This is a genomic window from uncultured Ralstonia sp. (genome assembly GCA_913056305.1).
Taxonomy (GTDB): domain Bacteria; phylum Pseudomonadota; class Gammaproteobacteria; order Burkholderiales; family Burkholderiaceae; genus Ralstonia.
The window spans coordinates 1-19,176 of sequence record CAJXMR010000048.1 but is presented as its reverse complement, the minus strand read 5'-3'; the positions used below and the strand labels follow the sequence as shown (position 1 = coordinate 19,176).

The window sequence follows — 19,176 nt, the reverse complement described above, 5'->3', positions numbered from 1 at the left end:
GGTGCCGCCGTTCGGCGTTTCTGAGTTCTCCTAGCGCAGTTCCAGCAGCATCGGTTGATGGTCCGATGCTTGCGTCGCACTGTTGAGCTCCACGCGCACCACGCGCTCGACGAGCGGTTCGCTGATCAGCATGTAATCGCACGCATAGGCCGGTTCGGTCCAGTCAGTGCGGTCGTGCACGCCGAAGGTGGGCGGTTGCGGCGTCGATCCATGTGCGATTTTCCATGCGTCGTGCAACGCCGGTTCAAGTGTGAACGGTAGGGTGGCCAATCGCTTGGGCGTGGACTCTGGTTTGCAATTGAGGTCGCCGCAGATGACGGTGGCAGCGGTCTGCGCCAACGGGCGGAACGGCCCCGCCTCGGGCTCGGGGCCAAGCAGGGATGGATGCGCCGCGCGCGCGCAGCCTTCTGCGTGGATTGCCCGCAGCGTGTCGACTTGTGCCAGCCGCTGGACTTCGGAGTAATACTCCAAGTGCGTGGTCACCACGCGCAGCGGCCCGAATGGCGCCTGCACAATCGCCTCGATGGCCATGCGCGGCATGGTGGGCGTGGTATCGGGCGGGCAGGGCAGCGCATGGCGCGTGACATGGAGCACGGGCAGTCGGGTGGCGATGGCATTGCCGAAACGCTGCACGTGGTTGCCGTCGTGGCGTTCCAGCGCAAATCCGCCGATCACGCTGTATTGGGGGCCGAGTCTATCGGCGAGTTCACCCCACTGGTCGGCGCTGGGATGGCCTGGCAGCCTGCCGAAGCCGGAGGTGACTTCTTGCAGGCACAGCACGTCGAATGACGCCATGGCATGCGCCTCGGCGAGTTGGCGCGCGATGTCGGCGTGGCCGTCCACGCCGCGGCCCCACTGGATGTTCCACGTCAGGATGACAGTGCCCATGCTGATCCTCCGGTGTCTTACAATGCCGCCCTTGTCCCCATTTTGTCCAGGTTCGCCCGTGTCTGAAGCTGCACCCAACGCCACGTCTTCGTCTCCTGATGCTGCAACGGCCGCGCCGGCCAAGGCGCCGCGCGCTTCGCGCCGAAAGCCCGAGATGCCCGTGGCCGGTCCGCTGGAGATCGTTTCGCTCGACAATGAAGCGCGGGGTGTCGGTCGCCTGACCAACGAGGACGGCACATCGGGCAAGGTGGTCTTCGTGGAGGGCGCGCTGCCGGGCGAGCTGGTGACGTATCGCAGCCATCGAGTGAAGCCCTCGTACGAGCAGGCGAGCGTGGTGAATATTCTGCGCCAGTCGGCCTCGCGTGTGACGCCGCAGTGCAAGTTCTTTGGCGTGTGCGGCGGCTGTTCGATGCAGCATCTGGATTCGCGCGCGCAGCTCGCCATCAAGCAGCGCGTGCTGGAAGACGACCTGTGGCATCTGGCCAAGCTGCGCCCGGACGTGGTGTTCCGCCCGATTGCGGGGCCAGACTGGGGCTATCGGTACCGCGCCCGCCTGACGGTGCGCCATGTGGCGGCCAGGGGCGGGGTGCTGGTGGGCTTCCACGAGCGCAAGAGCAGCTACGTGGTCGACATGACCTCGTGCGAGGTGCTGCCGCCGCATGTGTCGGCGCTGCTGGTGCCATTGCGGGAGCTGGTCGGGCGCCTCTCCATCTTCCAGCGCATGCCGCAGATCGAACTGGCGGTCGGCCAGGACGTGACGGTGCTGGTGCTGCGTAATCTCGAGCCACTCACGCCCGCCGACGAAGCTGAGCTGCGCGCCTTCGCCGATCAGCACGCCGTGCAGTTCTGGCTGCAGCCGAAGGGGCCGGACACGGTGTATCCGTTCTACCCGCTCGATCGTGCGTTGACCTACACGCTGCCGGAGTTCGGCATCACCATGCCGTTCAAGCCGACGGACTTCACGCAGGTTAACCACCAGATCAACCGCGTGCTGATGTCGCGCGCGCTGAAGCTGCTTGATGCGCAGCCGAGTGATCGCCTGCTCGACCTGTTCTGCGGCATCGGCAACTTCACGCTGCCGATGGCGACGCGCTGTCGCGAAGTCATGGGGATCGAGGGTAGCGAGGTGCTGACCACGCGCGCGCTCGCCAACGCTCAGCACAATGGGCTGGACGCCAAGACAACGTTCGCCTGCCGCAACCTGTTCGAAGTGACGGCAGACGACGTTGCGGAGTTGGGCAAGTTTGACCGTTGGCTGGTCGATCCGCCGCGCGAGGGGGCGCTGGCCGTGTCCAAGGCGCTGGCCGAACTGTCGCAGCGCGGCGACGCGGCTGCGGAGCTGCTGCCCAAGCGCATCGTCTACGTGTCATGCAACCCGGCCACGCTGGCGCGCGATGCAGGGCTGCTGGTGCATGAGGCTGGCTACCGGCTGGCGGGGGCGGGCATCGTGAACATGTTCCCGCATACGTCGCACGTCGAATCGATTGCGGTGTTCGAGCGCGACTGATTGCCCATCGCGCAGTTCGCGGGCAAGAAAAAACCGGCGCACCAGGCGCCGGTTTTTTTCGCTGCGCCGTTGCTGGCGCAATGCGAAGGCTTAGTTGCGGTTGCCGCCGAAGATCCCCAGGATCGCCAGCAGGTTCGTGAAGATGTTGTAGACGTCCAGGTAGATCGCCAGGGTGGCGGTCACGTAGTTGGTCTCGCCGCCGTTCACGATGCGCTGCACGTCGAACAGGATGTAGGCCGAGAAGATCGCGATGGCCAGTACCGAGATCGTCAGCATCATCGCCGGCAGCTGCAGCCAGATGTTGGCCACCGAGCCGACGATCAGCACCAGCACGCCCATGAACAGCCACTTGCCCAGGCCCGAGAAGTCACGCTTGCTGACCGTGGCCACCGTCGCCATCACGCCGAAGATGATTGCCGTGCCGCCGAACGCCGTCATGATGAGCGACGCGCCGTTCGAGAAGCCCAGGATCATGCCGATCAGGCGCGACAGCATCAGCCCCATGAAGAACGTGAAGCCGAGCAGCAGGGCCACGCCCACGCCGCTGTTCTTGAAGCGCTCGATGGCGTAGAAGAAGCCAAAGGCCACCGCCATGAAGATGACGAAGCCCATCAGCGGGTTGCGCCCCATCAGGTTGAAGCCGATGGCGACGCCGATCCACGCACCAAGGATGGTGGGAATCATGGAAAGCGCGAGCAGCCAATAGGTATTGCGCAGCACGCGGTTACGGACGGCCAACGCGCCGGCGGTGCCGGAAGCGCCAAAACCGTACGTGTTGAGTTGGTTGTCCATGCGAACTCCTTTGGTAGATGACATTGCGGACAATGCGGAATGGTCAGAATGTGGCATCCGAGGCCCGGTTTTGCAAGGCGCATCGTCCCTTCTTGGAGGGGCAGGATGCCACGCGGTTCCGCCGGTCGGAGGATGATCGGACGGCAAAGTGCAGCATCCGAGTGATTATTTGTGCTCCCGGTAAGGCAATCCTAAGCGGTAAACCTGCGTCGCGCCGTGCCATGCAAGCAAAGTGATGCTTGGGTCGCCCATTGGCTTGGACTTCGCTTTCGGGCGGGTTGCACCAGCAGTCATCCAATCCCGACCGGGCACGTGTTAGAATCTAACGTTTATCTTTGACGTAACACCTTCATTTTTTGGAGTTTTTGATGGCGATCGAACGCACTCTGTCGATTATCAAACCGGATGCCGTGGCCAAGAATGTCATCGGCCAGATCTATGCGCGTTTCGAAGGCGCCGGCCTGAAGGTCGTGGCGGCCAAGATGATTCATCTGTCGCGCGCTGAAGCCGAGCAGTTCTACGCCGTGCACAAGGAGCGCCCGTTCTTCAAGGACCTGGTCGACTTCATGATCTCGGGCCCGGTGATGGTGCAAGCCCTGGAAGGCGACAACGCTGTCATCAAGAACCGCGACCTGATGGGTGCAACCGACCCGAAGAAGGCCGAGAAGGGCACGATCCGTGCTGATTTCGCTGACAGCATCGACGCCAACGCCGTGCACGGTTCGGACGCTGCTGAAACGGCTGCCGTGGAAGTCGCTTTCTTCTTCCCCGGCCTGAATATTTACAGCCGCTAAGCGTCAACACTAGACTGGAATTGGCAGTTTCGGGTTGCAAGACATGAGCGATGTGGTGAATCTCCTCGATTTCGACGCACAGGGTCTCGTCGCGTATTGCGAGAGCCTGGGTGAGAAGTCGTTCCGCGCCAAGCAGTTGCAGCGCTGGATTCACCAGTCGGGCGCGGCCGAGTTTGGCGAGATGACCGATCTCGCCAAGTCGCTGCGCGAAAAGCTCGCAACCCGCGCCACCATCCAGGCACCGGCGATCATTTCCGATCACCTCTCGTCGGACGGCACGCGCAAGTGGCTGGTCGACGTAGGGGCCGGCGATGCCGTCGAGACGGTCTACATCCCCGAAGAGACGCGCGGCACGTTGTGCGTGTCGTCCCAGGCGGGATGTGCCGTCAACTGCCGGTTCTGCTCGACCGGCAAACAAGGGTTCTCGCGCAATCTTTCCACGGGCGAGATCATCGGCCAGCTCTGGATGGCCGAATTCGCCATGCGCAAGCAGTTGGGCCGTGGCCCCAAGGACGACCGCGTCATCACCAACGTCGTGATGATGGGCATGGGCGAGCCGCTGCTGAACTATGACGCGTTGGTGCCGGCCTTGCGCCTGATGCTGGACGACAATGCCTACGGCCTGTCGCGCCGGCGTGTGACGGTGTCCACCTCCGGCGTGGTGCCGATGATGGATCGCCTCTCGCAGGATGTGCCGGTGGCGCTGGCGGTGTCGCTGCATGCGTCCAACGATGCGCTGCGTGACGTGCTCGTGCCGCTCAACAAGAAGTACCCGCTGGTCGAACTGATGGCGGCCTGCCGCCGCTATCTCGAGTTCGCGCCGCGCGATTTCATCACCTTCGAATACTGCATGCTGGATGGCGTCAATGACTCCGTCGAGCATGCCCGCGAACTGCTGCGCCTCGTCGCCGACGTGCCGTGCAAGTTCAACCTGATCCCGTTCAACCCGTTCCCGGAGTCCGGGCTGAAGCGCTCGAACAACGAGCAGATCCGCCGTTTCTCGCAAGTGCTGCTGGACGCCGGCATCGTCACCACCATCCGCAAGACGCGTGGCGACGATATCGATGCAGCCTGTGGCCAGCTTGCCGGCGAGGTCAAGGATCGCACCCGCCTGGCCGAACGCGGCAAGTTCGGCAAGATCGTTCCGGTCCCGGTGGTCGGGGCCGATTCCACTCACCGTACGGGTACCGCATGAAGCGTTGGTCGATTGCTGTCAGTCTGGTCCTCACGCTGGCCGCCGCCGGGTGCGCGTTACCGCCGCCGCCGGCCCAGACACAAGACGTCAAGACGCTCTCCGATCAAACCGACCTCAGTCGACGTGCTTCGATCCGGCTGCAGTTGGCGACGCAATACCTGGAAGCCGGGCAGGCCGCCACGGCGCTTGACGAGATCAAGAAAGCCATCGCGATCGACCCGAACGTGCCTGGCGCGTATCACATCCGCGCATTGGCTTATATGAGCCTCGGCCAGCACGAACTTGCCGACGACAGTTTTCGCCGTGCACTGGCCGCCGCGCCGCAAGACGGAGATTTGCTGAACAACTACGGCTGGTTCCTGTGCGGCCAGGGTGGCAAACCTGGCGAGGGCATGGCGATGCTGCGCAAGGCCATCGATGCGCCGGCCGCCGGCAGCCCGGCCAAGCCGTGGACCAACCTGGGCGTCTGCCAGATGCGCCAGGGTGACTTGGATGGCGCCGAGAAGAGCCTGACGCGCGCCACCTATATCGACGCCAACAGCGCGCTGACCAACCTCAGCCTGGCGCAGCTGTACTACAAACGTCGCGAATATGCGCGCGCGTTGCCGTTCATCGAGCGCGTCAATGGCCGTAACACGCCGACAGCCGAGAGCCTGTGGCTGGGTGCCCGCATTGCGCGCCGCGTGGGCGATGCCTCGCAGCAGAACGCATGGAGCGCGCAATTGCAGCGCCGTTTCCCCAATGCGCCCGAAGAGGCGGCTTTCGAACGAGGAGCATGGGATGACTGACCGCGATGTGGCGGGTGCCGGCGAAATCGCCCACGGTGCTGCGTCCACTTCGGACCGGTCGGGCGTCTCCGCGTCCGACCGCGACGATGCGCTGCGGCAGATCGCCGAGCGCTTGCGTGCCGGCCGGGAGGCTCAGCGCCAGACGGTCGAGGACCTGGCGACGCGTCTGAAGGTTGCACCGGCCAAGCTGTTGGCGGTGGAGTCCGCCGACGTGGCAGCGCTGCCCGATATGACGTTCGCCAAAGGCCTGATCCGTGCATATGCGCGCGTGTTGCAGGTCAATGTCGATGACCAGCTTGCGCGCCTCAATGCGCGTGCGCCGGTCGCCAACATTGGCTTGCGGCCGGAAGGCGGGCTGGGGGAATCGTTCTCCGACAAGCCCAGCTTTGCCACGCGGCGCAACAGCAGTCGCTGGCTGATCGGTGTGCTGGTGGCGGTGGTCGTGGCCGGTGGTGCCTTGGCGGGTATGGACAAGCTCAAGCATTGGCTGGCCGCGCATTCGCCGGAAGCCGCGCAACCGGCTGCCGAACCTGCTGCGCAAGCCGTCACGGCGACGGAGCCCGCACCCGCTGAAGCCGCATCGGCTTCGGCCGCCGCGGCAACGGCAACGACGGAAGCGCCCGCTGCGTCGATGCCGACGCCGCTGACGCCGGCCGCGCCCGCAGCGCCGGCTTCCGACACGGTGACGGCACCGCTGGCGCCGCCGCCCGTGCTGCCGCGCTCGGACACCGGCGCCGTCGCAGCGCCGGCCGTGGCTGACGCTGCCAAACCCGCGGTCGTCAAAGTCGACGCACCCGCCGCGCTGCCTGCTGACGCGGTCAAGCCTGCTGCCGATGCTGGCGGCGGATCGCTCTCGGTGCGCTTCTCGGGCGCATCGTGGTATGAAATCAAGGACAAGGCTGGCAAGACACTCGCCAGCGGCCTGGCCAAGGAAGGCGACGCGCAGGACCTGTCGGGCACGCCGCCGTTCAAGGTCACGTTCGGCAATGCCGAGGCGGTCGAGTCGCTGACTGTGGGTGGTGCGCCGGTTGACATCCGGAAGTACGCCCGCAACCGCGTGGCACGGGCCACGTTGCCCTGAACCCATTTGTAGAACGGCACCGCGCGCTGAGCGTGCGGCGCCTCGCCTGATCATGCAAACCTCCACGCCTCTCGATTGCGCTCCCGCCTTGCCTGGCCCGTTGCCGCGCCGGAATTCGCGCGCGGCCGAGATTCGCTGGGGCGAGCGCGTCGTCCACGTGGGCGGCCATGCGCCGGTCTGCGTGCAGTCGATGACCAACACTGACACGTCGGATGCCATCGGTACAGCGATCCAGGTGAAGGAGCTGGCCCGCACGGGTTCCGAGCTGGTGCGCATCACCGTCGATACGCCGGCGGCGGCTGCCGCTGTGCCGGCCATCCGCGAGCAGCTCGACCGCATGGGCGTGGACGTGCCGCTGGTGGGCGACTTCCATTACAACGGCCACAAGCTGTTGCAGGACCATCCCGAATGCGCGCAGGCGCTGTCCAAGTACCGCATCAACCCGGGCAACGTGGGGCAGGGCGCCAAGCGCGACACGCAGTTCGCGCAGATGATCGAGATCGCCTGCCGCTACGACAAGCCGGTGCGCATCGGCGTGAACTGGGGCAGCCTGGATCAAGACCTGCTCGCCCGCATCATGGACGAGAACGCGCAGCGCGCGACGCCGTGGGACGCCCGCATGGTGATGGTCGAGGCGCTCATTACCTCGGCCATCCAGTCCGCGCAGAAGGCCGAAGAGCTGGGCCTGGCCGGCAACCAGATCATCCTGTCGTGCAAGGTCTCGGCGGTGCAGGATCTGATCGCTGTGTATCGCGAGCTGGCGCGACGCTGCACCTACGCGCTGCACCTGGGCCTGACCGAGGCCGGCATGGGCAGCAAGGGCATCGTTGCATCGACGGCGGCATTGTCGGTGCTGCTGCAGGAAGGCATCGGCGACACGATCCGCATCTCGCTCACGCCCGAGCCAGGTGCGCCGCGCGAGAAGGAAGTCATCGTCGCGCAGGAGATCCTGCAGACCATGGGCCTGCGCAATTTCACGCCGATGGTGATCGCGTGCCCAGGCTGCGGACGCACCACCAGCACGGTGTTCCAGGAGCTGGCGTCGCGCATCCAGTCGTACCTGCGCGAGCAGATGCCGACGTGGAAGGTGCAGTACCCCGGCGTCGAAGAGATGAACGTGGCGGTGATGGGCTGCATCGTCAACGGGCCGGGCGAGAGCAAGCATGCCAACATCGGCATCTCGCTGCCGGGCACGGGCGAATCGCCGGCGGCGCCGGTGTTCGTCGACGGCGTGAAGGTGAAGACGCTGCGCGGCGAGCGCATCACGGAAGAATTCCAGACGATCGTCGACGAATACGTGCGCACGCATTACGGCGCGGCACAGACCGAGACGGCCGCATAAGGCTTCGCACTGCGAAGCGACAAGCCGGCCAGCAGCAGAGGCCGGCTTTTAACGTGACATCATGAGCGATACCAAACAACAACGCGTGCAGAAGATTGCCGGCGTCAAGGGCATGAACGACCTGCTGCCCAGCGACGCCCCGCTGTGGGAGCACTTCGACAACGCCGTGCGCAGCATGCTGCGCGCCTACGGCTACCAGCAAATCCGCACGCCGATCATCGAGCAGACGCAGCTGTTCGTGCGCGGCATCGGCGAGGTGACGGACATCGTCGAGAAGGAGATGTACTCCTTTACCGATGCCCTGAACGGTGAGCAACTGACGATGCGTCCGGAAGGCACCGCCGCCGCCGTGCGCGCCGTGATCGAGCACAACCTGCTGTACGACGGCCCGAAGCGCCTGTGGTACACCGGCCCGATGTTCCGCCACGAGCGCCCGCAGCGCGGCCGCTATCGCCAGTTCCACCAGGTGGGCGTGGAAGCGCTGGGCTTTGCTGGTCCCGACATCGACGCGGAAGTGATTCTGATGTGCCAGCGCCTGTGGGACGACCTCGGCCTGGTCGGCCTGAAGCTCGAGCTGAACTCGCTCGGCCAGGCGGAAGAGCGGGCTGCACATCGTGCCGACCTGATCAAGTATCTGGAAGGCTTCCAGGACATCCTGGATGAGGACAGCAAGCGTCGCCTGTACACTAACCCGCTGCGCGTGCTCGACACCAAGAACCCCGCGCTGCAGGAGATGGCCGGCGGCGCGCCCAAGCTGATCGACTACCTGGGCGAGGCGTCGCGCGCGCACTTCGACGGCGTGCAGAAGCTGCTCAAGGCCAACAACATCCCGTTCACGATCAACCCGCGTCTGGTGCGTGGCCTGGATTACTACAACCTGACCGTGTTCGAGTGGACGACCGATAAACTCGGCGCGCAGGGCACGGTGGCCGGCGGCGGCCGCTACGACCCGCTGATCGAGCAGATCGGCGGCAAGGCGGCGCCCGCGTGTGGCTGGGCGATGGGCGTGGAGCGCATCATCGAACTGCTGCGCGAAGAGAAGCTGGAGCCGGAAGCGCAGGGCTGCGACGTCTATATCGTCCACCAGGGCGACGACGCGCAGGTGCAGGCACTGGTGGCGGCCGAGCGCCTGCGTGACGCGGGCCTCGACGTCATCCTTCATGCCTCGCCCGAAGGCCGCAACGGCAGTTTCAAGTCGCAGTTCAAGCGCGCCGACGCTAGTGGCGCAGCCTATGCGGTTATCATTGGCGACGACGAAGTCGCCTCCGGCGTGGCGCAGATCAAGCCGCTGCGCGGCGATCCGAGCGCGGACGCCCAGCAGACCGTGCCGTCCGACCAACTGGTCGACCGCCTGATCGACGCCATGGTGGCGAACAACGATTAACTCCAAATACTCAAGCTCTGCAAAGCATGGCCTACGATCTCGAAGAACAGGAACAACTGGAGAGCCTCAAGCACTGGTGGCGCGACAACGGCAACGTGGTGACGTGGATCGCCATCGTGGTGCTGCTGGCCGTGGCCGGGTGGTTTGGCTGGAAGAACTGGCAGCGCAAGCAGGCGGGCGAGGCGTCGGTGCTGTATGAGCAGGTGCAGAAGGCCGTCGACGGCAAGGACGCCGAGAAGATCAAGCGCGCCGCCACCGACATGGAAGACAAGTTCGGCGGCACCGCCTATGCGCAGATGAGCGCGTTGGCCGCCGCCAAGGCGCTGTATGAAGCCAACGACGCTGCCGCTGCCAAGGCGCAGCTGCAATGGACCATCGACCACGCCCGCGACGACGAATACAAGGCGCTCGCCAAGCTGCGCCTGGCCGGCCTGTTGATGGATGAGAAGGCCTACGACCAGGGCCTCGCGCTGGTGTCGGGCGATGTGCCGCCGGCCTTCGCCGCGCTGTACGCCGATCGCCGCGGTGACCTGCTTGCCGCACAGAGCAAGACGGAAGATGCCCGCGCCGCCTACAAGCTCGCGCTGGAGAAGCTTGGCCCGACCGACGCGTCGGCCCGCCAGATCGTGCAGTTCAAGCTGGATGCGCTGGGCGGCGCCTGATTGGCTGATCGGTGCATGGCTCGCGCACTTCAACGCATAACAACAAGGATCTCGATTTCATGATGCACGCACTTGAGCAGGGTGGTGTGGCACGCGCGGCGCGCGTGGCGGTGTTGGCGCTGGCAGCGACGGCCGCTCTGAGTGGCCTGGGCGGTTGCTCGCTGTTCGGCAGCAAGAACAAGCACGAGCCGGCCAAACTGCAGGACGTCCAGCAAGTGCTGGCCGTGCGCCAGGCATGGAACGTGAGCGTCGGCAAGAGCGGCCGCTACGTGATGCAGCCGGCCGTCTCTGGCAACAATGTGTATGTGTCGGCCGCCGGCGGCACCGTCACCGCGCTCGAAGGCGCGACCGGCCGCACCGTGTGGCAGGGCAAGGCCGACGTCGACCTGACTTCCGGCCCGGGCAGCGACGGCACGCTGACTGCGGTGGCCGGCGAGAAGGGCTCCGTCATCGCCTTCGACGACAAGGGCGCGCAGAAGTGGAAGGCCTCCGTCAACGGTGAAGTCCTGACTGCACCGCTGGTCGGCCAGGGTCTGGTGGTGGTGCGCACCACCGATGGCCGCCTGCTCGGCCTGGATGCCGCCAACGGCGATCGCAAGTGGATCTACCAACGCTCGCCGTCCGCACTGAACCTGCGCAGCAGCCTGCCGATGGTCTTTGCCGGCGATAACGTCATCCTCGGCTTTGCGGGTGGCAAGCTGGGTGCCGTGGCGATCAACAACGGCGCGCTGCGCTGGGAAGCCACCGTGTCGTATCCGCGTGGCGTGTCGGAAATCGAGCGCCTGAACGATGTCACCGGCTCGCCGTCGATCGACGGTTCGCAAGTGTGTGCCGTGAGCTTCCAGGGCCGCGTGGCGTGCTTCGACGTGTCGAACGGCGCACCGCGCTGGGGCCGCGATTTCTCGTCGCCGACCGGTGTGGCGCAGGAAGACGGCGCGCTCTTCTCGGCTGACGACAAGTCCGTCGTCTATGGCTTCAACGCCCAGAACGGCGCTGACCTGTGGAAGAACGATGCGCTGCTGTGGCGTGACCTCGGTGCCCCCTTGGCCTTTGGCCGTGCGGTCATCATCGGCGACTTCGAAGGTTGGCTGCATTTCCTGTCGCGCGACGACGGCAAGTTCGTCGCCCGTGTGAAGACCGATGGCAGCGCCATCAGCGCCGCGCCGGTGGTGGTGGGCCAGACGCTGGTCGTGCAGACGCGCGGCGGCGGCGTTTACGGCTACCTGCCGAAGTAAGACCTGCCGCCGTATGCTGAAAGGGCTGCGGCGGCAAGTGAGACATCCGGGGCGGCGCAGCCGTCCCAAACACGCGCCCGCGACCATCGCGGGCGTCTTGCATCTGTGCGGTGGGCCGCGTGGGTGCCAACCGCAGTTGCATCAACCGTATTTTGCCGTGACGCCATATGCGCGCGGCACGCAAGCATGAAACCAGTGATTGCCCTCGTGGGGCGGCCGAATGTCGGCAAATCGACCCTGTTCAACCGCCTGACGCGCTCGCGTGACGCGCTCGTCGCGGACATCCCCGGCCTGACGCGCGACCGCCATTACGGCGAAGGGCGCGTAGGCGATCGGCCGTTCATCGCCATCGACACGGGCGGCTTTGAGCCTGTCGCCAAGGAAGGCATCGTCGCCGAGATGGCCAAGCAGACGCGCCAGGCCGTGGTCGAGGCCGACGTGGTGGTCTTCATCGTCGATGGCCGCTTGGGTCTGGCGCCGCAGGATCGCGTGATTGCTGACTACCTGCGCAAGACCGGTCGCCGCATCCTCCTGGCCGTCAACAAGGCCGAGGGCATGAAGTACACGTCCGTCGCCACCGATTTCTATGAGCTTGGCCTGGGCGACCCGGCGGCCATTTCGGCCGCGCACGGCGACGGCGTCAATGACTTGGTGGCCGAAGCGCTCGACCTGGCCTTCGCCGAGCGACCTGAGCTTGCCGAGGCAGCCGATGCGCATGACCACGGCACCCGCATTGCCATCGTCGGCCGCCCGAACGTGGGCAAGTCGACGCTGGTGAACGCGCTGATCGGCGAAGAGCGCGTGATCGCCTTTGACATGCCGGGCACCACGCGCGACGCCATCTATGTCGATTTCGAACGCAACGGCAAGCCGTACACCCTCATCGACACGGCTGGCCTGCGCAAGCGCGGCAAGGTGTTCGAGGCGATCGAAAAGTTTTCGGTGGTCAAGACGCTGCAGTCCATTGCGGACGCCAACGTGGTGGTGCTGCTGCTGGACGCGCAGCAGGACATCTCCGACCAGGATGCGCACATCGCCGGCTTCATTGTGGAATCGGGCCGCGCGCTGGTGATCGGCGTGAACAAGTGGGATGGCCTGGATGGTCATTCCCGCGACCGGATCAAGCACGACATGGAGCGCAAGCTGCAATTCCTGTCGTTCGCCAACGTGCACTACATCTCGGCCAAGCAGCGCACCGGTATCGGCGCGCTGCTGAAGTCGGTGGACGATGCCTATGCCGCCGCCATGGTCAAGCTGCCGACGCCCAAGCTCACCCGCGTGCTGCAGGAAGCGGTCGAATACCAGCAGCCGCGCCGCGCCGGCGTCTCCCGCCCGAAGCTGCGCTATGCGCACCAGGGCGGTTCCAACCCGCCGATCGTGGTGATCCACGGTAATGCGCTGTCGCACATCCCGGAAACCTACCGCCGCTTCCTGGAGGGACGCTTCCGCGATGCTTTCCAGCTCAAGGGCACCCCGCTGCGGATCGAATTTCGTACGAACAAAAATCCGTACGCCCAATCCAACGATTGAGCGCCGTGCAAGCGGCGCCCGACCGCAGGAGCGGGTGACGCGGGGCGACCGAACGGGGGATCACCAAAAGGCCGAGCCAAGCCGTTTCATATGGCGGAGCCAGCGTAGTTTTCCGTTTGCTTTCCCGGATTTCTAAGGCTAAATTCTCGAGACATGGCGCCTCTGGTGCCATGGGCGTCGTTCAGACGCATCTGGCTGACTCTTTTGACGAACTTTTTTTGCGTCGCCTGCTTGAATCAGGGCTTTCGGGCCCCATAACCCATCACTAAACCTATAAATCTGGAGTGTGCCATGAGCAACAAAGGGCAATTGCTACAAGACCCGTTTCTGAATGCGCTGCGCAAGGAGCATGTGCCGGTGTCGATCTACCTCGTCAACGGTATCAAGCTGCAAGGCAATATCGAATCCTTCGACCAATACGTCGTGCTGCTGCGTAATACCGTCACGCAGATGGTCTACAAGCATGCGATCTCCACGGTGGTGCCGGCCCGTGCCGTGAATTTCCGCGTGGATGAGGCTACCGACGCCTGATTGCGTCGATCAAGCGCCCGCCGCCATCCGCGCGGCGGGTCGCATCCCTCCCTCCGTTCTCCCCGTTTTTCTTTCCCCGCTTGCCATCTCATCCCACCTCCAATCCGGAGCCGACGCGTGCCATTCTGGTCGCCGTTGATTTCGGTAAACATGATTTCCAGGAAAGTCTGAGCGAACTGGCGTTGCTGGCCTCCACGGCTGGCTCGGACCCGGTACGCGCCGTCACGGGCAAACGTTCCAGGCCAGATGCGGCGCTGTTCATCGGTGCGGGCAAGGCGGAGGAGGTGAAGATCGCGGCGGACGAGGACGACGCCGAGATCGTCATCTTCAACCACGCCCTGAGCCCCGCGCAGCAGCGTAACCTGGAGCGCTTCTTCGGTCGCCACGTGGTGGACCGGACCGGCCTCATCCTCGACATCTTCAGCCAGCGTGCGCAGAGCCACGTCGGTAAGGTCCAGGTGGAACTGGCACGTGTGCGCTACCAGGCCTCGCGCCTGGTGCGGGCGTGGAGCCACCTGGAGCGGCAGAAGGGCGGTATCGGCATGCGCGGCGGCCCCGGCGAGCGCCAGCTCGAACTGGACCGCCGGATGCTTGGCGAGCGCGCCAAGCGGCTCTCATCCGAGCTGGACCGGTTGCAGCGCCAGCATGACACACAGCGCCGCGCCCGCGCCCGCAACGACGCCTTCTCCGTCTCGTTGGTCGGCTATACCAACGCCGGCAAGTCCACGCTGTTCAATTCGCTGACCAAGGCGCGGGCCTACGCCGCCAACCAGCTGTTCGCCACGCTGGACACCACGTCGCGCCGGCTCTATCTCGATGGCCTCGGCAACGTCGTGCTGTCCGACACCGTTGGCTTCATCCGCGATCTGCCGACGCAACTGGTGGCCGCCTTCCGCGCCACGCTGGAAGAAACCGTCCACGCCGACGTGCTGCTGCACGTGGTGGACGCGGCCAGCGCGGTCAAGCACGAGCAGATGGAGCAGGTCGACCGCGTGCTCGAAGAAATCGACGCCAGCGACATCCCGCAGATCCTGGTGATGAACAAGATCGACGCTGCGGAGGAGTTGCGCGCGCAAGGCCCACGTATCGAACGTGATGAGACCGGCGCGGTGCGGCGTGTGTTTGTCTCCGCGCTGGAGGGCGCCGGGTTGGATCTGCTGCGTGAGGCATTGGTTGAAACCGCGACGCGCCTGCGCGAGCACCCCGCGCCACGCGGCGGCGATTTTGATCCGCGTTTCGATACCCGTCGGGATCACGCGCCCGCACAACGTGACGAACTGTCGCAGACATCGTTCACAGATGTGCCGCACACCGAACGTGACGGGCAGGACTGATAGAATCTGCCGTTACAACTTTCCCCGTCTGACAATCAGGACAAGCCCGATCGCTCATGCCCGAGATTTCGACCCAGTCATCTTCCATGTCCTCGCCCGCGCCGGCGCGGGGTGTGTGGCAGCGCCTGCGCGTGCTGCTTTCCTTGAATGATCCGCGCTGGGGGCGTGGCGACGATAGCGCTGACCGTGACGACAAGAATGAACCGAAGCGTCAGAGCAAGCCGCCCCAGGAAGGTCCGCCCGATCTCGACGAGCTGTGGCGAGACTTCAACCGACGCCTGAACAACCTGTTCGGTCGCAAGGAAGGCGGCAATGGCAATGGCGGTCCGACGCCACTGCGTCCCGGCAACGGCCGCGCGGGCTCCGGCCTTGGCGTCAGCGTACTGCTTGGGGTGCTGGTGGTCCTGTGGCTGGCCAGTGGCTTCTTCATCGTGCAGGAAGGCCAGACCGGGGTGATCCTGCAGTTCGGCCGCTTCAAATATCTGGCGACGCCCGGTATCAACTGGCGCATGCCGTATCCGATCGAGTCGCAGGAGATCGTCAACCTGTCGGCGGTGCGCACGCTCGAAATCGGCCGCACCACCACGATCAAGGACACGAACCTGAAGGATTCGTCGATGCTCACGCAGGACGAGAACATCGTCGACGTGCGCTTCTCGGTCCAGTACAACATCGACGATCCGGTCAAGTATCTCTTCTACAACCGCACCGATCGTAGTGGCGACGAAGAGCTTGTCACGCAGGCGGCGGAAACCTCGGTGCGCGAGATCGTCGGCCGCAACAAGATGGACGCGGTGCTGTACGAAGGGCGCGACGCGGTTGGCCGCAACCTGGCTGAATCGATCCAGCGCATCCTGTCGGCGTACAACACCGGCATCCGCATTCTCAGCGTCAACGTGCAGAGCGTGCAGCCGCCCGAGCAGGTGCAGGCCGCCTTCGATGACGTGACCAAGGCCGGCCAGGATCGCGAGCGCGCGATCTCCGAAGGCCAGGCCTACGCCAACGACGTGGTGCCGCGTGCCAAGGGCACGGCCGCGCGCCTGGGCGAGGAAGCACAGGGCTACAAGGCACGCGTGACCGCGCGCGCCGAGGGCGATGCCGCCCGCTTCGCACAGGTGCAGCGCGAATACGCCAAGGCGCCGCAGGTCACGCGTGACCGCATCTACCTGGAAACCATGCAGGACATCTATTCCAACGCGAACAAGGTGCTGGTCGACCAGAGCGGCAACGGCAGCCTGCTGTATCTGCCGCTGGACAAGCTGATCGCCCAGTCGCAGACCGCCGATGCCAATCGCCCGGCGCCGGCGTCCAGTACCGCGTCGCCGCAGGACAGCGGCGCCGGTGCCGCGCAAGGCATGCCGTCTTCCTCCAGCCCGTCGTCGATGAGTGACGCCGACTCGCGCTCGCGCGAGGCGCTGCGCAACCGCGACCGCGATTCCCGCTAAGAGGAGGGCATATGAATCGTCTGATTTCCGCCCTTGTGGCGCTGGTGATTGCCCTGGCGGTATTCTCGTCGGTGGTGTTCGTGGTGGACCAGCGGCAGTACGCCGTGGTGTTCGCCTTTGGTGAGATCAAGCAGGTCATCAAGGAGCCGGGGCTGCACTTCAAGCTGCCGCCGCCGCTGCAGAACGTGGTGTTCATGGACAAGCGCCTGATGACCATCGACGTGGCCGGCGCCGACCGCTTCATCACGGCCGAGAAGAAGAACCTGCTGGTCGACTGGTTCGTCAAATGGCGGATTGCCGATCCGCGCCTGTTCTACGTGAGCTTCAAGGGCGACACCCGCCTCGCGCAGGACAGCATGACGCAGAAGATCAACTCCATCGCCCGGGATGAATTTGCGCGTCGCACGGTCTCCGACGTGGTTTCGACCGACCGCGAGGCCGTCATGCAGAGCATCCTCAAGGGCGTGCAGGAGTACGGCAAGTCGGTCGGCGTGGACATCATCGACGTGCGTCTGAAGCGCGTCGACCTGCTGGCCAGCGTGACCGAGTCGGTCTACCGCCGCATGGAGGCCGAGCGCAAGCGCGTGGCCAACGAATTGCGCTCGACCGGCGCCGCCGAAGGTGAGAAAATTCGCGCCGACGCTGATCGCCAGCGCGAGGTCGTGCTGGCCGATGCCTACCGCGATGCGCAGAAGATCAAGGGCGAGGGCGATGCCCGCGCTGCCGACATCTACGCCGATGCGTTCGGCCGCGACCCGCAGTTTGCCGCGTTCTGGCGCAGCATGGAGGCGTATCGCGCGTCGTTCCGCGACCGCAAGGACGTGATGGTGCTGCAGCCGAACAGCGATTTCTTCAAGTACATGCGCAGCCCGAACGGCGGTAGCGCGGCGGCAGCGCCGGCTGCCCAGACGGGGCGCCATCGCTAGTACAATGCGTCGCTGATCGATTTGCAGCGGACAGACCCCGGCATGCCGGGGTTTTGTTCGTCCGGAAGCCCGAACCATGGAAGACACCGTATCCACCGTATTGCTGGCCGCGTGCGCGCTGGTGCTCGTATTCGAGGGCATTTTGCCGTTCGTGGCGCCGCAGGCGTGGCGCCGTGCCTTCCAGGCCCTGACCGAGTTGCCTGACGAAAAGCTGCGCGTGATCGGCCTGGTGTCGATGGCGATCGGCCTGATACTGTTGCGCCTGCTGCACCGCTAACAACCTGTTCATGATCCTGCTGCGCGCCCCGATCTTGGCGCTGCGATGCTCGCCGTACCCGTGTACGGCTGCGTTTCTCGTGCCAACCTCGGGCCGCTCGCTACGGATCGTGAACAGGTTCTGAACGTATTTTCGTATTCCCAGTCTTGAACGAGACCGCCATGCCGAACTGGCTGCTGCCCGAATCCATTGCCGACGTGCTGCCCTCCGAGGCGCGCAAGATTGAAGAGCTGCGCCGCCGCATGCTCGACCTGTTCCGCACCTATGGCTACGAGCTGGTCATGCCGCCGATGCTGGAATACATCGAATCGCTGCTCTCCGGCACCGGCCACGACCTCGACCTGAAGACCTTCAAGCTGGTCGACCAGCTCTCCGGCCGCACCATCGGCCTGCGCGCCGACATCACGCCGCAGGTTGCCCGCATCGATGCGCACCTGCTGAACCGCGCCGGCGTGACGCGCCTGTGCTACGCGGGTTCGGTCCTGCACACGCGTCCGAGCGGTTTTCACGTCACGCGTGAACCGCTGCAGATCGGTGCGGAAATTTACGGTCATGCTGGCCTGGAAGCGGATCTGGAGATCCAGGACCTGATGCTGGCCGCGCTGTCGGCCGCCGGCTTGGCAGATGTGCGCCTGGACCTGTGCCATGTCGGCGTGCTGGCTGCGCTGCTGGCGCAGTCGCCGGTCGCATCACGCGTGCAGGAAGAGCTGTTCGCGGCGCTGGCTTCGAAGGACGTGCCGGCGCTGCGCGCCATCACCGCCGATCTGCCGGCGGCCCAGCGTGATGCCATCAACCTGCTGCCTTCGCTGTATGGCGGTGTCGAGGTGCTGGCGCGCGCGCGCGCTGAACTGCCTGCGCTGCCGGCCATCGGCCTTGCCCTGGACGACCTCGCCGCGCTGGCCGAGCACGCTGCCGGCGCCAGCGTCAACATCGATCTGGCCGACCTGCGCGGCTACCACTACCACAGCGGGGTGATGTTCGCGGCGTATGTGGCGGGCATTCCCAACGCGGTGGCGCGCGGTGGGCGTTACGACAAGATCGGCGAGGCGTTCGGCCGGGCCCGTCCGGCGACCGGCTTCTCGATGGACCTGCGCGAGGTGGCCGGCATTTCGCCGGTGGAAGCGCGCGCCGCTGCCATCCACGCCCCATGGTCGGGGGACGCCAAGCTGCGCGAGGCCATCGCCGCGCTGCGCGCTGCAGGCGAGATCGTCATCCAGTCGCTGCCGGGCCATCCGGAAGACCTGGAGGAGTTCGCCTATGACCGCCAGCTGCTGGAAGAGGGCGGCCGCTGGATCGTCAGGCCGCGCAAGGCGTCGGCCTGAGCCCGTTGCATAACGTTGTGTAAATACCCGGTAATTTCGGGGAAGACCCTGACAACAAGGGTAGAATACGTTTTTAACCCATCTGCAGATTCAACATGTCCGCACCAGCAGTGAGCCAAGGACGCAATGTCGTCGTCATCGGC

Annotated in this window: 18 protein-coding genes; 16 read left to right on the top strand and 2 right to left on the bottom strand. The window is 65.1% G+C overall.

Annotated features, from left to right (window positions below):
- Window positions 1–30 precede the first annotated feature (30 nt).
- Window positions 31–888, bottom strand: a complete 858-nt coding sequence (locus QZ609_RS10555) for an endonuclease/exonuclease/phosphatase family protein (protein ID WP_295494069.1) — start codon at window positions 886–888, stop codon at window positions 31–33.
- A gap of 154 nt (window positions 889–1,042) precedes the next feature.
- On the opposite strand from QZ609_RS10555, the gene rlmD reads away from it, so the two are divergent.
- Window positions 1,043–2,395 (top strand): 23S rRNA (uracil(1939)-C(5))-methyltransferase RlmD, encoded by a 1,353-nt coding sequence (gene rlmD / locus QZ609_RS10550; protein ID WP_295494089.1) that lies wholly within the window; start codon window positions 1,043–1,045, stop codon window positions 2,393–2,395.
- A 90-nt stretch (window positions 2,396–2,485) separates the two neighbouring features.
- Here the strand turns inward: rlmD and QZ609_RS10545 are convergent, their stop codons facing one another.
- The gene (locus QZ609_RS10545) at window positions 2,486–3,187 is read right to left on the bottom strand and encodes a Bax inhibitor-1/YccA family protein (RefSeq protein WP_295494067.1); all 702 of its coding nucleotides are present in this window, start codon (window positions 3,185–3,187) and stop codon (window positions 2,486–2,488) included.
- A gap of 368 nt (window positions 3,188–3,555) precedes the next feature.
- Between QZ609_RS10545 and ndk the strand changes: the two genes are divergently transcribed.
- The 15 genes from ndk to QZ609_RS10470 all read left to right on the top strand — a co-directional run bounded on the left by ndk (window position 3,556) and on the right by QZ609_RS10470 (window position 19,033).
- On the top strand, window positions 3,556–3,981 hold the full coding sequence (gene ndk, locus QZ609_RS10540; RefSeq protein WP_295494065.1) for a nucleoside-diphosphate kinase: 426 nt from the start codon (window positions 3,556–3,558) through the stop codon (window positions 3,979–3,981).
- 43 nt (window positions 3,982–4,024) lie between these two features.
- Window positions 4,025–5,176, top strand: a complete 1,152-nt coding sequence (gene rlmN / locus QZ609_RS10535; RefSeq protein WP_295494063.1) for a 23S rRNA (adenine(2503)-C(2))-methyltransferase RlmN — start codon at window positions 4,025–4,027, stop codon at window positions 5,174–5,176.
- Complete coding sequence (gene pilW, locus QZ609_RS10530) at window positions 5,173–5,964, top strand: type IV pilus biogenesis/stability protein PilW (RefSeq protein WP_295494061.1); 792 nt, start codon at window positions 5,173–5,175, stop codon at window positions 5,962–5,964. The genes rlmN and pilW overlap by 4 nt, the downstream gene beginning before the upstream one ends.
- A complete protein-coding gene (locus tag QZ609_RS10525; RefSeq protein ID WP_295494059.1) occupies window positions 5,957–7,045 on the top strand; it encodes a RodZ domain-containing protein in 1,089 nt (362 codons plus the stop codon). The genes pilW and QZ609_RS10525 overlap by 8 nt, the downstream gene beginning before the upstream one ends.
- A gap of 52 nt (window positions 7,046–7,097) precedes the next feature.
- The gene (gene ispG, locus QZ609_RS10520) at window positions 7,098–8,387 is read left to right on the top strand and encodes a flavodoxin-dependent (E)-4-hydroxy-3-methylbut-2-enyl-diphosphate synthase (RefSeq protein ID WP_295494057.1); all 1,290 of its coding nucleotides are present in this window, start codon (window positions 7,098–7,100) and stop codon (window positions 8,385–8,387) included.
- Window positions 8,388–8,448: 61 nt separating this feature from the next.
- Window positions 8,449–9,771, top strand: coding sequence for a histidine--tRNA ligase (gene hisS / locus QZ609_RS10515; protein WP_295494055.1), 1,323 nt, complete (start codon window positions 8,449–8,451; stop codon window positions 9,769–9,771).
- A gap of 26 nt (window positions 9,772–9,797) precedes the next feature.
- A complete protein-coding gene (locus tag QZ609_RS10510; protein ID WP_295494053.1) occupies window positions 9,798–10,433 on the top strand; it encodes a tetratricopeptide repeat protein in 636 nt (211 codons plus the stop codon).
- Window positions 10,434–10,492: 59 nt separating this feature from the next.
- Entirely contained in the window at window positions 10,493–11,668 is a 1,176-nt protein-coding gene (bamB, locus tag QZ609_RS10505; protein ID WP_295494051.1) for an outer membrane protein assembly factor BamB, read from the top strand.
- Window positions 11,669–11,854: 186 nt separating this feature from the next.
- Entirely contained in the window at window positions 11,855–13,198 is a 1,344-nt protein-coding gene (gene der, locus QZ609_RS10500; RefSeq protein WP_295494049.1) for a ribosome biogenesis GTPase Der, read from the top strand.
- 291 nt (window positions 13,199–13,489) lie between these two features.
- A complete protein-coding gene (gene hfq, locus QZ609_RS10495; protein WP_013212820.1) occupies window positions 13,490–13,729 on the top strand; it encodes an RNA chaperone Hfq in 240 nt (79 codons plus the stop codon).
- Window positions 13,730–13,809: 80 nt separating this feature from the next.
- On the top strand, window positions 13,810–15,063 hold the full coding sequence (gene hflX, locus QZ609_RS10490) for a GTPase HflX (RefSeq protein ID WP_295494043.1): 1,254 nt from the start codon (window positions 13,810–13,812) through the stop codon (window positions 15,061–15,063).
- 56 nt (window positions 15,064–15,119) lie between these two features.
- Complete coding sequence (hflK, locus tag QZ609_RS10485; protein WP_295494042.1) at window positions 15,120–16,508, top strand: FtsH protease activity modulator HflK; 1,389 nt, start codon at window positions 15,120–15,122, stop codon at window positions 16,506–16,508.
- Window positions 16,509–16,519: 11 nt separating this feature from the next.
- Window positions 16,520–17,434, top strand: coding sequence for a protease modulator HflC (hflC, locus tag QZ609_RS10480; protein WP_295494040.1), 915 nt, complete (start codon window positions 16,520–16,522; stop codon window positions 17,432–17,434).
- Window positions 17,435–17,510: 76 nt separating this feature from the next.
- Window positions 17,511–17,711 (top strand): DUF2065 domain-containing protein, encoded by a 201-nt coding sequence (locus tag QZ609_RS10475; RefSeq protein WP_295494038.1) that lies wholly within the window; start codon window positions 17,511–17,513, stop codon window positions 17,709–17,711.
- A 161-nt stretch (window positions 17,712–17,872) separates the two neighbouring features.
- A complete protein-coding gene (locus QZ609_RS10470) occupies window positions 17,873–19,033 on the top strand; it encodes an ATP phosphoribosyltransferase regulatory subunit (RefSeq protein WP_295494036.1) in 1,161 nt (386 codons plus the stop codon).
- Window positions 19,034–19,176 lie beyond the last annotated feature (143 nt).

Coding starts and splice junctions, on each gene's coding strand:
- hfq (WP_013212820.1), top strand. CDS start 13,490: ATGAGCAACAAAGGGCAATTGCTACAAGACCCGTTTCTGAATGCGCTG.
- rlmD (WP_295494089.1), top strand. CDS start 1,043: ATGCCCGTGGCCGGTCCGCTGGAGATCGTTTCGCTCGACAATGAAGCG.
- hisS (WP_295494055.1), top strand. CDS start 8,449: ATGAGCGATACCAAACAACAACGCGTGCAGAAGATTGCCGGCGTCAAG.
- QZ609_RS10555 (WP_295494069.1), bottom strand. CDS start 888: ATGGGCACTGTCATCCTGACGTGGAACATCCAGTGGGGCCGCGGCGTG.
- der (WP_295494049.1), top strand. CDS start 11,855: ATGAAACCAGTGATTGCCCTCGTGGGGCGGCCGAATGTCGGCAAATCG.
- hflK (WP_295494042.1), top strand. CDS start 15,120: ATGCCCGAGATTTCGACCCAGTCATCTTCCATGTCCTCGCCCGCGCCG.
- hflC (WP_295494040.1), top strand. CDS start 16,520: ATGAATCGTCTGATTTCCGCCCTTGTGGCGCTGGTGATTGCCCTGGCG.
- ndk (WP_295494065.1), top strand. CDS start 3,556: ATGGCGATCGAACGCACTCTGTCGATTATCAAACCGGATGCCGTGGCC.
- QZ609_RS10510 (WP_295494053.1), top strand. CDS start 9,798: ATGGCCTACGATCTCGAAGAACAGGAACAACTGGAGAGCCTCAAGCAC.
- ispG (WP_295494057.1), top strand. CDS start 7,098: ATGCAAACCTCCACGCCTCTCGATTGCGCTCCCGCCTTGCCTGGCCCG.
- QZ609_RS10525 (WP_295494059.1), top strand. CDS start 5,957: ATGACTGACCGCGATGTGGCGGGTGCCGGCGAAATCGCCCACGGTGCT.
- QZ609_RS10470 (WP_295494036.1), top strand. CDS start 17,873: ATGCCGAACTGGCTGCTGCCCGAATCCATTGCCGACGTGCTGCCCTCC.
- QZ609_RS10545 (WP_295494067.1), bottom strand. CDS start 3,187: ATGGACAACCAACTCAACACGTACGGTTTTGGCGCTTCCGGCACCGCC.
- bamB (WP_295494051.1), top strand. CDS start 10,493: ATGATGCACGCACTTGAGCAGGGTGGTGTGGCACGCGCGGCGCGCGTG.
- pilW (WP_295494061.1), top strand. CDS start 5,173: ATGAAGCGTTGGTCGATTGCTGTCAGTCTGGTCCTCACGCTGGCCGCC.
- rlmN (WP_295494063.1), top strand. CDS start 4,025: ATGAGCGATGTGGTGAATCTCCTCGATTTCGACGCACAGGGTCTCGTC.
- QZ609_RS10475 (WP_295494038.1), top strand. CDS start 17,511: ATGGAAGACACCGTATCCACCGTATTGCTGGCCGCGTGCGCGCTGGTG.